This is a genomic window from Pontibacter indicus, from assembly GCF_900156345.1.
In the GTDB taxonomy this organism is placed as follows: Bacteria; Bacteroidota; Bacteroidia; order Cytophagales; family Hymenobacteraceae; genus Pontibacter; species Pontibacter indicus.
The window spans coordinates 194,109-207,724 of sequence record NZ_FTPP01000001.1 but is presented as its reverse complement, the minus strand read 5'-3'; the positions used below and the strand labels follow the sequence as shown (position 1 = coordinate 207,724).

At 54.6% G+C, this 13,616-nt stretch carries 11 protein-coding genes; 1 reads left to right on the top strand and 10 read right to left on the bottom strand.

The features are described from left to right. Positions 1 to 61: 61 nt before the first annotated feature. The 10 genes from B0B12_RS00915 to ric all read right to left on the bottom strand — a co-directional run bounded on the left by B0B12_RS00915 (position 62) and on the right by ric (position 10,048). A complete protein-coding gene (locus B0B12_RS00915) occupies positions 62 to 508 on the bottom strand; it encodes a response regulator (RefSeq protein ID WP_076665641.1) in 447 nt (148 codons plus the stop codon). Beyond that, positions 505 to 2,058: a sensor histidine kinase gene (locus B0B12_RS00910; RefSeq protein ID WP_076665640.1), complete on the bottom strand. Its 1,554-nt coding sequence runs from the start codon at positions 2,056 to 2,058 to the stop codon at positions 505 to 507. Before B0B12_RS00910 ends, B0B12_RS00915 begins: the two co-directional genes overlap by 4 nt. A gap of 41 nt (positions 2,059 to 2,099) precedes the next feature. Next, a complete protein-coding gene (nadB, locus tag B0B12_RS00905; protein WP_083704034.1) occupies positions 2,100 to 3,710 on the bottom strand; it encodes an L-aspartate oxidase in 1,611 nt (536 codons plus the stop codon). Positions 3,711 to 3,813: 103 nt separating this feature from the next. Then, positions 3,814 to 4,857 (bottom strand): quinolinate synthase NadA, encoded by a 1,044-nt coding sequence (nadA, locus tag B0B12_RS00900; RefSeq protein WP_076665639.1) that lies wholly within the window; start codon positions 4,855 to 4,857, stop codon positions 3,814 to 3,816. Positions 4,858 to 4,875: 18 nt separating this feature from the next. Further along, on the bottom strand, positions 4,876 to 5,349 hold the full coding sequence (locus tag B0B12_RS00895) for an RrF2 family transcriptional regulator (protein WP_076665638.1): 474 nt from the start codon (positions 5,347 to 5,349) through the stop codon (positions 4,876 to 4,878). A gap of 31 nt (positions 5,350 to 5,380) precedes the next feature. Then, positions 5,381 to 5,701, bottom strand: coding sequence for a metal-sulfur cluster assembly factor (locus B0B12_RS00890; protein WP_076665637.1), 321 nt, complete (start codon positions 5,699 to 5,701; stop codon positions 5,381 to 5,383). A 43-nt stretch (positions 5,702 to 5,744) separates the two neighbouring features. After that, on the bottom strand, positions 5,745 to 7,061 hold the full coding sequence (locus B0B12_RS00885) for a hypothetical protein (protein ID WP_076665636.1): 1,317 nt from the start codon (positions 7,059 to 7,061) through the stop codon (positions 5,745 to 5,747). Between the two features lie 333 nt (positions 7,062 to 7,394). Continuing rightward, complete coding sequence (locus tag B0B12_RS00880) at positions 7,395 to 8,213, bottom strand: DUF2249 domain-containing protein (protein WP_076665635.1); 819 nt, start codon at positions 8,211 to 8,213, stop codon at positions 7,395 to 7,397. 2 nt (positions 8,214 to 8,215) lie between these two features. Then, complete coding sequence (locus B0B12_RS00875; RefSeq protein WP_076665634.1) at positions 8,216 to 8,722, bottom strand: hemerythrin domain-containing protein; 507 nt, start codon at positions 8,720 to 8,722, stop codon at positions 8,216 to 8,218. 369 nt (positions 8,723 to 9,091) lie between these two features. Then, on the bottom strand, positions 9,092 to 10,048 hold the full coding sequence (gene ric, locus B0B12_RS00870) for an iron-sulfur cluster repair di-iron protein (RefSeq protein WP_076665633.1): 957 nt from the start codon (positions 10,046 to 10,048) through the stop codon (positions 9,092 to 9,094). Positions 10,049 to 10,240: 192 nt separating this feature from the next. Here ric and B0B12_RS00865 point away from each other — a divergent pair, with 192 nt between their 5' ends. Further along, positions 10,241 to 13,540 (top strand): vitamin B12-dependent ribonucleotide reductase, encoded by a 3,300-nt coding sequence (locus B0B12_RS00865; RefSeq protein WP_076665632.1) that lies wholly within the window; start codon positions 10,241 to 10,243, stop codon positions 13,538 to 13,540. Positions 13,541 to 13,616 lie beyond the last annotated feature (76 nt).

Below are 13,616 nucleotides of genomic sequence, written 5' to 3'. Positions count from 1 at the left end.
TGAAAGCGCTTTACTTTTTCAGTAACTCCTCAACTCTCAAACTCCCCAATTCCTAAACTTGCTAAGGTTTCGGCAGTTCTACAATTTCGAACCAGTACTTGCTCAGGGTGCGCATCACGTCCACGAGCGAGCTGAAGGTAACCGGCTTGGTGATAAAAGAGCTCACGCCCAGGTCGTAGGTGCGCAAGATGTCTTCTTCGGCCTTGGAGGTGGTGAGCACCACCACCGGCAGCACGCGCAGGTGCTCATCGGCTTTTATTTCTTTCAGCGCCTCGCGGCCGTCTTTTTTCGGCATGTTCAGGTCGAGCAGGATCAGGCCGGGCGTCTGGTATTTTTCCTTGTCGGTGAACTTGCCGCGGTTGTGCAGGTAGTCCATCAGCTCCTCGCCATTTTCTACAAACTGGATGGCGTTGCTCAACCGGTTCTCGTCCAGGGCCTCTTTGATGAGCATGCGGTCTTCGGCGTCGTCATCGGCAATGAGGATCACGATAGGTCTGTTCGATTTCATTTTGATTCTTCCTTCAAGTGAGTTTTCGCTAAAGTAACAATAAAATGCGTACCCTCGCCCGGTTTGCTTTTGGCAGTAATATCGCCCCCGTGGCGGATCGCAATTTTACGGCAGATGGCAAGTCCTATACCTGATCCTTCGTACTTCTGCCCTTCCAGTCGCTGGAAGATGTTGAAGATCCGGTCCAGGTACTTCTCCTCGAATCCGATGCCGTTGTCCTCCACATGCAGCTCCACCAGCTCATCGCCCGGCGTGGAGGTCATGTGGGCTTTCAGCTGCAGCTCCTTGGCATATACCTTCACCACTGGGGCCACATCGTCTTTGCGGAACTTAATGGCATTGCTGATCAGGTTCTGCAGCAATTGGCGCAACTGAGTCGGCTCCGCCTGAATTACCGGCAGCTCCCCAATCTCCACCTTGGCGTGCGCATTTTCGATGGCAATTTCCAAGTCTGAGACCACCTCCCGGGCAATCTGGTTGAGGTCCGTCGCCACAAACGGCTTGGACTTAGAAGTAACGCGGGAGAAAGTGAGCAGGTCGTTTATCAGGTTCTGCATCCGGCTGGCCGCGTTCAGCATGCGGTCCACGTAGTCCTTGCCTTGCTCGCTCAGGTTCTCGTATTCTTTTATCTTGAGCCGGTCGCCGAACGCCTGAATTTTGCGCAGCGGCTCCTGCAAGTCGTGCGATGATACGTAGGCAAAATCCTGCAGCTCGCGGTTGCTTCGCTCCAGTTCTGCGGCATAGCGGCGCAGGCGCTCTTCTGTTATTTTCTGGCGGGTGATGTCGTGTATGAAACCAGTGTATACCTTGCGGTCGGCCAGCTTCACTTCGCTGATGCTCAGGTATAGTGGAAAAATAGTGCCGTCTTTCTTAAGTCCTGTCACTTCACGGCCTATACCGATGATGCGTTTCTCGCCGGTCTCGTGGTAGTGGTGCATGTAGTTGTCGTGCAAACTCTTATCGGGCTCCGGCATCAGCATGTTGATCTTGCGGCCGATCACCTCAGAGTCGTCGTAGCCAAACATTTTGCAAGCCGAGGGGTTGATCATCTCGACAACTCCCTGCGTGTCGATGGTAATGATGCCGTCTACAGCCGTCTGGATGATGGAATTGATGCGGCTCTCGCTTTCGCGCAGGGCGGCCTCCGTTTTTTTGAGTTCGGTGATGTCGTGGATAATGCCCGTAAAGATCTGTTTGTCGCGCAGGTGCACCTCACTGATGCTGAGCAGGAAGGGGAATACGGTACCGTTTTTCTTTTTGCCCAGCACTTCGCGTCCTTTGCCGATGATCTGCCCTACCCCCGTGCGGTGATAATTGTCCAGGTACTTATCGTGCAAACTATGGTCGGGCTCCGGCATGAGCATGCTCACGTTGTTGCCGATGATCTCTTCGGGCTGATAGCCGAAAATGTTCGCAGCTGCCGGGTTAACCGACTCCACAATGCCTCTGCGGTCGATGGTGATGATGCCGTCGATCGCCGTTTCGATGATGGCCTTCAGTCGCGACGCGCTGTCTGTTTGCTGATTAGCTGAATTCTCGTACGCTTCCAAGTGTGTTTAATTTCCTAAATATAAGCAGTACGGCACTATTCTCAAAAAAGTGCCGGTATACCTGTTTCAGGAGCATCTACAGTAAGTGTTTTGTAGGGATCCTGGCTCTCGGCCGGAGTTGCCGCTGCCACGTAATGCCCACCTACACTTTCCCGTCGGGCCAGCGCGGCTCGCGTGATCAACTCAGCTACAGTGAGCAGGTTATGGAGCTCCTGCACCTTTTGCTGTATACCTGTCAACTCGGCAATACCTTGCGCCTTCCGCTGCAGCCTCTCGATTTGGGACTGGCAGTGCTGGAGACCTACTGTAGATCGCACAATACCCGCCTGTTCCCAAAGCAGCTTTTGCAAGGCTGCCCGACTTAGTGCCACCTCTGCCTCCATACCTAGCCACCAGGCGCCAGTGCTGTCTTTACCTGAGCTACATTCAGGTATAGTGGGCAATTGGCCAGAAACTAAACTCGCCACATGCGCTGCTGTAAGCTGCGCAAATACCACTCCCTCCAGCAGCGAGTTGCTGGCCAGTCGGTTCGCCCCATGCACACCGGTACAAGCCACCTCCCCGATTGCGTATAACCTGTCGATGGAAGTTTGGCTGTGCAGGTTGGTCTTCACGCCCCCACATTGGTAGTGGGCTGCCGGCACCACAGGTATAAGCTGCTTTTCAACCTCAATGCCAATAGTGGCACATTTATGATAAATAAAAGGAAAGTTACTTCGCACATGTCCGGCCGGCAGATGGCGCACATCCAGGTAAAGGCAAGGACTGTTGTGATTCTGCATTTCGGTGAGCACGGCGCGGGCCACAATGTCACGCGGAGCCAGCGAACCCAGCGGATGGTAGCGGTACATAAACCGACTGCCGTCCGGCAAGACCAACTCCGCTCCCGCTCCCCGCAACGCCTCTCTGATCAGGAAAACCTCGCCGTTTGGTTGGTACAAAGCAGTTGGATGGAACTGGAAGAACTCCATGTTTCGGATTTCGGCTCCCGCCCGTGCTGCCATGGCCAGTCCATCGCCGGTGGCTATACCTGGGTTAGTGGTATATTGGTATACCTGTCCGGAGCCGCCGGTGGCCAGCACCACCGCATGCGCAGGTATAGACCGAAACTCCTGTGTGTGCAGATCCAGCACCTGTACGCCATAGCAAAACGTACCTGACTTGCTGGTATCCGTGAGCAGTTCTATACCCATCTGATGTTCCTGCACGGAGATGTTCGGGTGCCGCCGCACAGCCGACTCCAAAGCCTGCTGTATGCTGCACCCCGTGTGGTCTTTTACATGCACAATGCGGTGATGGCTGTGGCCTCCTTCCAGGCCCAGTGCCAGATTGCCTGATTCATTTTCGTCAAAACCAACGGCTATACCTTGCAGCCACTGAATAGAGGCAGGCGCGTTTTGTACCATGAAGCGCACAGCCGTTTCGTCGCATAGCCCAGCCCCTGCCTCGAGCGTGTCCTGCACGTGCTTTTCGAAAGAGTCGGTGGGGTCGAGCACAGCGGCGATGCCTCCCTGCGCATAGGCCGTGTTGGTTTCAGAAAGACTGCCTTTGCAGAGCACCAGCACGCGGCCATGGGCAGCGGCCTGCAGGGCAAAGGTGAGTCCCGCAATACCGCTACCCAACACCACGAAATCAAAATCTGGCGCTTTCATTTTTTAATTGGACAAAGGATATTTTGACAAAGGACAAAAGAAGCTTTGTTGAAAGTAGACTTATCACTTCAATCACCTTGCTTGACTGACTAGCTTCCTTTTCCTATGAAAAGGTCAGCATCCGTTCGATCGGCAAAAGCGCTTTTTCACGAATGTCCTCTTCTAAATCTACCCTAAAGAGGCGCTCCGATTCGGTGCCAATGGCCCGTAGGGCCTGCAGGGTGCGCTGGATCGTGATCTGTTTCATGTGCGGACATTTGATGCAGGGCACGATGAATTCTTTTTCCGGGTACATGCCGCGCAGGGTGGCGCCCAGGTCGCACTCCGAGCCCAGTATGAACTGACGCGATTTGCTCTCGCCTACAAAACGAAGAATGTCGGATGTACTGCCTACCACACCACCAGCACCCGTCAGGGCGTCGGCTACTGTGTCGTCGGGCACCTCCCAGTGCACCAACACCTGCGCCTCGGGGTACATCATTTTGAGTCCGTTGATGCGCTGCGGCGTGAACTGCTCGTGCACCTCGCATTTGCCTTCCCACAGAATCAGTTCTTTGCCCGTTTCGGCTTTGATGCGGGTCTGCAGGTTGCGGCCCATGAAGAGGTCGGGCAGGAAGATCAGACGGTCGGAGTCGAAGGAACGGGCGATGTCTAGGGCATTGCGGGAGGTGCAGCAGATGTCGGCTTCGGCTTTGGTCTCAGCGTAGGTGTTGATGTAGGCTACCACCGGCACGCCCGGGTACTGCGCCTTGAGCTTACGCACATCGGCCCCCGTGATGCTCTCGGCCAGCGAGCAGCCTGCCTCAAAACTCGGCAGCAGCACCTGTTTGGCCGGGTTCAGGATCTTGGCTGTCTCGGCCATGAACTTCACACCGCAAAAAATGATGTTGTCGGCCTCCACGCCTTTAGCAGCCACGCTCAGGCCAAGCGAGTCTCCCACAAAATCGGCGATGCCTCCATCCTGGTGGTGCACCTGCAACTCGGGCGACATGTAAAAGTGGGACAAAATCACTGCGTTCTTCTCACGCTTCAGTTCCCGGATCTCTTCCACAACCTCCTGCAGGGCGGCAATCTCTCCGGTTTGTGCAAAAGGGTGCATGGCCCTGAATTTTTCAGAGAAGGCACCCTGTGTCAGGGTCGCTGTCATGTTATGTTTCAGAAAGTTTTAAGCGATGCCGCGGACTGTGCCGTTCAGCATTTCTTCGGGTTGGTTTTTAATGAAATATTTGCCGGTTTTTACGTCGTCAACCAGGCTCTGTATCGTCTTGTCGCGGAACACCTGCAACAGATGGTCGCGGTATACCTTAATTTCGTCGTGCAACGGACAAGGGTGCTTATCGGAGCACTGTTTCATGCCCATGCCACATTTCTTGAAAGCCTCCAGCCCATCGATCAGGCGCACCACTTCCAGTATACTAATCTCGTCGGCCGGGCGATGCAGAAAAAATCCGCCATTGGGTCCTTTGATGGAGGCGATGACGCCTTTGCGCACCATATCTTGCAGGATTTTGCCCATAAAGTGGGCGGGCAACTCCAGTTCGTTGGCTATCTCTTTTATTCCTACGCGCTTGCCTTCTGCATCAGCCATCGCAATGTAGACGATAGACCGCAGGGCGTATTCTGTTGTTTTCGAAAGCATAACCTTGTCTTAAATCGGGGGTGCAAATCTATCAGGTATTTCCCAATTGTCGCATTCCTTCCTCACTTATCATATCCGGCGTCCACGGCGGAAGCCATACCAATTCCACTTTAGTATCCAGATTCGGGAAGCGCTTGTGCAGCATCTGCTCAGCCGCCGTCGTGATGGTGCCACTCATGGGGCAGCCCGGCGTGGTGAGCGTCAGTTCAATGTGTAGCTTCTCCTCGTCTTCCTTCAGGGTAACTTTATATACCAGACCGAGGTCCACAATGTTTATACCGATCTCGGGGTCGATGATGTATTTGAGCGCCTCATACGCTTCGTTGACGATCTCCTGTTCCTGCGTTTTCATAATTTATGGCCTTTTGAGTCCCGATTTCTAAGTCCTTCCTTATTTAATTCGTCCCCTTTGCCGCCTTTTCATAGCCGAATGGCTTCAGGTCCTTCACTTTGTGCAGCAGCACTTTGAACACGTTGCCCGCATACAGTACCGACGCTACGCTCAACAGCACGGCTCCCAGCAAAATGATATTTTGCTCGGCCAGCAACACACCCGCCAGCAGGCCCACCAGCCCGACCAGGTAAGCGATATTTTGCCAGCGCAGCAGTGTTACGCTATACAGGTCTTTTGGCATAGGTGTCTTGAAACGGCCCACATAGTCTTCGTAGCTGTGCATCCAGACGATGAAGGGAAGGGTCTTAAAGGTCTGCCCCAGTATCAGTGCTGACACAAAGCCGAAGAAGATCGACAGTCCATATACCAGGTATAGCGCCGACAACAAGCGTTGCGGGAGGCCCAGCTGCAGCGTCACCACAAAAACCAGCACTATGGGTAGAATCAGGAGCGTGAGCGCCACAAAAGTTTGCTTCATCCCCAGGTCCAGGTCCGGGCGTTTGCCCATACCCTTGGCCTGTTTCAGGAAGTAAAGGAAGCAAGCTATACCTGACACGACCATGGCCGCATACAGCGCATAGAGCCCGGTGTGCAGAAAGAGGTGATCGGCCGCGAAAAGCACCAGTCCGCCGTTGATCAGGTAATAGCTCCAGTGCAGGCTCCGGTTATCTTCGGGATGAGCGAGCAGGAACATCGGAATCAGCTTAGAGCCCACGCCTACGATCAGCAGCAGAAACCAGCCTGCCATACCGATATGCGCGTGAAGCTTGAGGTAATGCACATGGTCCTGCGGCAGAAACGGGTACTGAAAGTTGAAGACCATCAACACACCGACCAAACCGGTCGCCACCAGCCAGACCACGGAGGTCACCATAAAATCCGCCTCTATGCCCCATTTCTTTACCTGCCGGGCCGTCTGCACCACGTTGGTGGCAAAGAGCACAAAGGCTATAAAAAGCAGACAAGCCGCTATGTGCATGATGGTGCCCACCCAGAAATTCCAGAAGGAGATCGTCAGCAGCACGGTACCTGTCGACAGCAGCGCAAAGGCGGCCGTGCCCAGTTTTTCGCTATAAAGCCGCACCTCCAGCACGACCGGCAGCAGTTGGTACACCGACCCGAAAATGATCATGGTCGCCCAGCCAAGCGCCGCCACGTGTGTGAGGGTAAGTAGCTTCGGATGGAAGTAGTGTCCGCCAAAAGCATCGGTTGAGAAAACCAGCAGCAGGCACAGCACCACAAAGGACACCGCCGCAAAGGCATAGTGCGGCAGCACAAGCCATTTGGAGGGTGAGTTGGATACAGTTGCGGCGCTCATGTGTTTGGTCGTTTATAGTTATTTTTTTCGGGGAATGATTAACCCACCCCTGCACCAGAGGTAGATTTCGTGCACGATTGTCATCCCCCTGCCCCCTTTAAAGGGGGACTTTTTTGTAATGCCAATTAGCAGGTATTCGTGTAGTCGATTCTTTGATCTTTAATCCAAATAAATTTTACTCAATAGAAAATTATATCTGCGATTGTCCCCCTTTGAAGGGGGCAAGGGGATGACAATCGTTCCCCAAACTCCTATATGTAAAATTCAGGCTTTCTCCAGCCAATTCGAATGACAAAAGTCACCCGAAAAGACAGCATTCGTCTATAAAGGAGTCTATCTATAGATCAACAGGTATACCTCGTTCGGTCCCACCTCTTTGATGCTCACTTGAAAGCCCCGCTCTGTTAGTTGCGGCAGCAGGAACTGCGGCACTTTGCGGTGATGCACGTACAGTGCCTCGTCTTGAGGCAGCGTTTCAAGCGCTCCCAGGATCGAGACCATCGGCTGCGGCATCTCCATCTGGCGCACGTCTATTTCCTGCAGCTTGCCGCTATACCTGGCCAAGAGTTCATCAAAGTTTTCCGCTGTAGCTGCCTCCTTAACTTCTACCTGTCCTCCTGCACTTTGTCTCTTGAAATAGGTTTTCACCAGGTTCGGACCCAATGTTTCGGTGTAGTAATCGAAGCCTTTGGGGCGCACGATGGCGATCAGAGGAATGGGCTCGAAGGTGTTCACGATGCAGAGCACTTGCTCGGTGTCCAGCTTGTTCACCGCATCCATGATCCGAAGAAACGGATCATCGCCTTTGGCAATGGTGTCGCGCACGTCCAGTACGAGGACACTTTCCTGCTTTAGGTTCGCCATAAAGGCGGGTTTTTCCAGCACATCGGTCTCCATGGATATAGCTCGTTTGTTGTGGCTTGTTTTTGAGGCGATGCTGAAGCCCAGCGGTTCCAGCTTTTCATAGAAATCCTCCACCCGGCACTTGCCAATTCGGGCGGCATCGGCAATGGTCACGCGCGACGCCAGCACCTTGCGCAGCACGGGGTTGCGCAGCTTTTCAAAGTGCTTGTTAATCGACACGATGGCCTCTATCGCCGCAGGGTTTTCCCGCAGAATGGTCGAGATGCGTGTGGTGGCAGACAGCTCCATGGCTAGGCTACCTTTTTGTTTTCCCAGAAAGCCGGCAAAAACTCGTCTTTCGGCTCCTGCAGGTCATGCTCTAACAGCCTGCCCACATCAGCCAAGTCCTCCGGATCGGCCACGGTTTGCAGGTAGGGGAACAGCTCGCGTTCTTCCCAACGGATGTGGTCGGTCAAATCCTGTTGCAGTGTGGCGATGAGCGAAGTATTCAGATTTTTCTGCTCGTTGATCAGTTCGATGATGGCCTCGATCAGTTGGTGCTCTTCGTGCAGTCGGACCGAGTTTACATCATCCTGATGCAAAAGTCGTTTCACGATTACTTCTTCTTCCTGGCAGTGGGCTTTCAGAATGTTACTCCAGAAATACTGGATGTACTGGCGCATCAGCTCAAAGGGAGCGCCGTTGGCTATACCTTGTTTCAGCTTCCAGCAGAACAGCAGCCCGAAATGGTGCTCCCGTGAAAGCGGTACCAGGCTCTTGTCCCGTTTCAGTGGTTTTGGTTTTGTTGCAGTTGTCATAGTGGTAGTGTTTTACCTCCCCCCGACCCCCTCCTTTTTTCAAGGGTCCCTACCCCTAAAACAGGAGGGGGAGTTGGGAAGAGTTGTCATTCTTTGTTCTTACTTTAAGGGGAGTTTACTCATCTTTGTAAACCCACCCCTACCCCTCCCAAGAGGGGAATTTTCTGTTGTTACTATTCTTCAGGCATAAGCGCAGTAGCTTATTGTATACCTGTGCACGATTGTCATCCTCCTGCCCCCTTCTTTGTCGAGGGCCCCTACCCCCAAGGGGGACTACTCTGCACGATAATTCCCCTCTTGGGAGGGGCAGGGGTGGGTTAATCGTTCTCAAACTCCCTCCCCTGTTTTTAGAGGAGAGCCGGGGTGGGGTTACTTCAGCACCTCTTTCTCCAGCTCCAGCGCTTTCGGGAAGAGCACGTTGTTCTCGAGGTGGATGTGGCGGTGCAGGTCTTCTTCGAACTCCTGGAGTTTTGAGAACATGACTCTATATGTGGCGCAGGCGTCGGCTGGCAGGGTATAGTCGTTGGTAAGGGTGCGGATGGCGGCCAGTTCGTCGCCAGCTGCCTCGTGCTCCATCTCCATCATGTTGATCGGGTTTTGGATGCTGCCGAAAGCGGGACGGTCTATCTTCACGCCGTTTTTCTTGGCTTCTGCCATTTGCTTGATGAACGGGAACAGCACACGCTCTTCTTTCGGCATGTGGGCCTCCAGTTCGTTGGCGATGTTCACAAAGTGCTTGGCTACTTCCACCACCTCCGGGTGACGACTGCCGTGCACGCGGGCTACTTTGGTGGTGTATTCGTAGAGGGTAGGTATGGCTTCGCGCACATAGCTGTGGTGCATGTTCACGATGTAGTCGCCCAAGAAGCCCAGGTCCCACTTCTCGTATTCGTTGCCGCGTGTAGAGGCGCTGCCTGTCTCAGGTATAGCGTTCAATTCGTTTTCTACTACATCGGGGTTAATGCCTTTTTCTTCGCACACCTGCTTCAGCGATTTTTTGCCGCCGCAGCAAAAGTCGATGCCGTATTTTTTGAACACCTGCGCTTTGCGGTAGTCTTTGGCCACCAGCTCGCCTACGGTCTCTCCTTCTTCCTGTGTCAGTTTTGAAATCTTCACTTCCCAGATCTCCGGGCCTTGCAACAGGTACTCCCACTTAAAGGTATTGCCGCGCTCTCCCAGCAACTGGTAGTAGAGTGGCTTCGGGTCGTGGTCGTTGTGAATCACGAAAGCTTCACCGCCATTCAGGTTGTCAAACCACTGGAAAATGGTCGGGTGTTTCATGCGTGGCTCCAGTACTGTTACGTCTAATTTTTCTATGGTTTCCATGGTGTTTTTTTTTGTAGATTAATGGTTGTAAATGATTGCCGATGTAAAAGTATACGTTAGGAAAACAAAATAAAAGATAAAAAGGTCTTTTTTTCTTAAATATTTTTCTGATATATTTATGAAACCATTTATTTGTGCCATACATCAATTATAAATGATTAATAACCAACCCATTAACCCTAAACCCGTTTTATGAAAAAAGAGAAAACAAAAAGCAGAGGAATCCCCGTCCCCCGCTTTTTTACCACGTCAGGTGAGAGCCCCTATACCTTGTTCGACTACGAAACACGGTCCTCCACCATCCGTGACCCAAGCGGGGGCATTGTTGCCGAGATCAAGGATGTGGAAGTGCCTGCCCAGTGGTCGCAGATTGCCACCGACATACTCGCCCAGAAGTACCTGCGCAAAGCGGGCGTGCCGCAGCCCGACGGCAGCAAAGGCCCCGAGAAATCGGTGAAACAGGTGGTGCACCGCCTGGCCGATTGCTGGCGCTCGTGGGGTGAAAAGTATGGCTATTTTAAAAGCACCGATGACGCGCAGGCGTTCTATGACGAACTGGTGTACATGCTCCTCGGGCAGTATGCCGCGCCCAACTCGCCGCAGTGGTTTAACACGGGCCTCTACAACTCCTATAAACTAAAGGGCAAGGCGCAGGGACACTATTATGTAGACCCCGACACGGGCAAACTGCGCGAGTCGACTTCGGCTTACGAGCGTCCGCAGCCGCATGCCTGTTTTATACTGGCTGTGGACGACGACCTCGTGAACAAAGGCGGTATCATGGACCTGTGGGTGCAGGAGGCGCGCATTTTCAAGTATGGCTCGGGCGTGGGCACCAACTTCTCCAACATTCGGGGCAAGGACGAGCCTTTGGCGGGGGGCGGCACCTCTTCGGGGCTGATGTCGTTCCTGAAGATTGGCGACCGTGCGGCGGGGGCGATTAAGTCGGGTGGCACGACGCGGCGGGCGGCCAAGATGGTGTGCCTCGACCTCGACCATCCCGAGGTGGTGGACTTCATCAACTGGAAAAAAGAAGAAGAGAAAAAAGTGGCGGCCCTGATTGCGGCGGGCTACTCTTCGGACTACAACGGCGAAGCCTACCAAACCGTGTCGGGACAGAATTCAAACAACTCGGTAAGGGTGCCGAACGCCTTTTTCAAGGCCCTGCAACACAACGAGCCCTGGCACCTCCGCGCCCGCTCCAACGGCAAAATCATGCAGGCTATACCTGCCCGTGAGTTGTGGGACACGATTGCCGACGCGGCCTGGTCCTGCGCCGACCCGGGACTGCAGTTCGACACCACTATTAACGAGTGGCATACCTGTCCCGCCGAGGGGCCGATTCGCGCCTCCAACCCGTGCTCAGAGTACATGTTCCTCGACAACACGGCCTGCAACCTGGCCTCGCTCAACCTGATCCGCTTTTTCGATGAAGCCACCCAGACCTTTGATGTGGCCGCCTACCGCCACGCCTGCCGCCTGTGGACAGTAGTGCTGGAGATTTCGGTGCTAATGGCGCAGTTTCCCTCCGAAGAAGTGGCGCAGCGCTCTTACGATTACCGCACCATCGGCCTGGGTTATGCCAACCTCGGCGCTTTGCTGATGGTGCAGGGACTCGCCTACGACAGCGACGAAGCCCGCACAGTAGCCGCCGCGCTCACCGCAATCATGACGGGTACTTCCTATGCGACCTCTGCCGAGATGGCCGCCGAACTGGGTGCTTTTCCGAAGTATAAACCCAACGCAGAAGCCATGCTGCGCGTCATCCGAAACCACCGCGCCGCCGCTTACAACCAACCCGAAGCCTACGACCAACTTTCTATACCTGCCCATCCCCTCGAACCTGCCCTTTGCCCCGACTACCTATACCTGGCCGCCTGCCAGGCCTGGGACGAGGCCCTGGAGCTGGGTGAAAAGCACGGCTACCGCAATGCGCAGGCCACGGTCATCGCCCCGACGGGCACCATCGGTTTGCTGATGGACTGCGACACGACGGGCGTGGAGCCGGACTTTGCGCTGGTGAAGTACAAGAAGCTGGCGGGTGGTGGCTATTTCAAAATCATTAACCAGTCTATACCTGCAGCGCTGCGCAAACTGGGCTATACCGAAGCCGAGCTGCAGGCCATCGTGAACTACGCCAAAGGCCACGCTACGTTCAAGGGCGCTCCGCACATCAACGAAAAATCCTTGCTCGAAAAAGGCTTTACCAAGGCAGAGATGGAGAAACTGGAAGCGGCCCTGCCGACGGCCTATGATGTGGCCTCGCTGTTCAGCATCTATACCCTGGGCGAGGCTACCTTGCAGCGACTCGGCTTTGCACCTGCGCAGTACCAACAGCCCGATTTCAATTTGCTGAAAGTGCTCGGCTATACCTATGCCCAGCAAGAAGAAGCCAGCGATTACATCTGCGGCACCATGACCACCGAGGGCGCTCCCTACCTGCGCCCCGAGCATTACCCTGTGTTTGACTGCGCCAACAAGTGCGGCCAGAAAGGCAAGCGTTTCATCAAGCCCGAGGGCCACATCCAGATGATGGCGGCGGTGCAGCCGTTCATTTCGGGGGCCATCTCCAAGACCATCAACCTGCCCAACGAAACCACCCGCGAAGAGATGGCCCGTTGCTACTACCTGTCGTGGGAGCTGGGCCTGAAAGCCTGTTCGATTTACCGCGACGGCAGCAAGCTTTCGCAGCCGCTCTCGTCGGGTAGCAAGAAAGCAGAAATCGACGAAGCACCAGATGCGGAAACGCCGCAGACCGACAACAGCATAAGTGCCGAACAGGTATTGCAGGCAGCCAAAGCTATTCTGGAGGACGCCGCCAGCGAGCCGTTCCGCAAGCAGCTGGCCCACATGGTGGAGCGCCGCAAACTGCCCGACAAGCGCAGCGGTTTCACCCAGAAAGCCAAGATTGACGGCCACACCGTGTACATCCGTACGGGCGAGTACCCGAACGGCGAGCTCGGCGAAGTGTTCATCGACATGTACAAGGAGGGCGCCTCGTTCCGCTCCATCCTCAACTGTTTCGCCATTTCGGTGTCGCTGGGCCTGCAGTATGGCGTACCGCTGGAAGAGTTTGTGAACCGCTTTACCTTTACCCGTTTCGAGCCAGCGGGCCGTGTGGAGCACCCCAACATCAAGTCGGCCACCTCGGTCTTCGACTACCTCTTCCGCCTCCTCGGCTACGAGTACCTGCAGCGCGAAGACCTGGTGCATGTGCCGCGTGAGAAAACAGAAAGCCCTGCCCCGCCCGTCGCCGCGGCTATACCTGCCGTCACAAAGCCAGCGGCCCAGCCCAAGCCCGTCACCGACGTGAAAGCCAATGGCTATACCCTGGTGTCGCAGAGCCGCACTGTGCTACTGGAACAGACCCAACAGGTGCTGGCCAACATGATGGGCGACGCCCCCATCTGCAACGTCTGCGGCCACATCACCATCCGCTCGGGCACGTGCTACAAGTGCCTGAATTGTGGGAATAGTTTGGGGTGTAGTTGAGAGAGTTGAGTGGAAATGAAACAGGAGCGTCTGGGTCTAGGCGCTCCTGTTTTTTTTGTTTGGGGGGTAATAGGGG

Bases quoted from the DNA above. Each gene is read 5' to 3' on its own strand.
- B0B12_RS00865 (WP_076665632.1), top strand. From the start codon at position 10,241: ATGAAAAAAGAGAAAACAAAAAGCAGAGGAATCCCCGTCCCCCGCTTT.
- B0B12_RS00875 (WP_076665634.1), bottom strand. From the start codon at position 8,722: ATGACAACTGCAACAAAACCAAAACCACTGAAACGGGACAAGAGCCTG.
- B0B12_RS00895 (WP_076665638.1), bottom strand. From the start codon at position 5,349: ATGCTTTCGAAAACAACAGAATACGCCCTGCGGTCTATCGTCTACATT.
- B0B12_RS00885 (WP_076665636.1), bottom strand. From the start codon at position 7,061: ATGAGCGCCGCAACTGTATCCAACTCACCCTCCAAATGGCTTGTGCTG.
- ric (WP_076665633.1), bottom strand. From the start codon at position 10,048: ATGGAAACCATAGAAAAATTAGACGTAACAGTACTGGAGCCACGCATG.
- B0B12_RS00880 (WP_076665635.1), bottom strand. From the start codon at position 8,213: ATGGAGCTGTCTGCCACCACACGCATCTCGACCATTCTGCGGGAAAAC.
- B0B12_RS00915 (WP_076665641.1), bottom strand. From the start codon at position 508: ATGAAATCGAACAGACCTATCGTGATCCTCATTGCCGATGACGACGCC.
- B0B12_RS00890 (WP_076665637.1), bottom strand. From the start codon at position 5,701: ATGAAAACGCAGGAACAGGAGATCGTCAACGAAGCGTATGAGGCGCTC.
- nadA (WP_076665639.1), bottom strand. From the start codon at position 4,857: ATGACAGCGACCCTGACACAGGGTGCCTTCTCTGAAAAATTCAGGGCC.
- nadB (WP_083704034.1), bottom strand. From the start codon at position 3,710: ATGAAAGCGCCAGATTTTGATTTCGTGGTGTTGGGTAGCGGTATTGCG.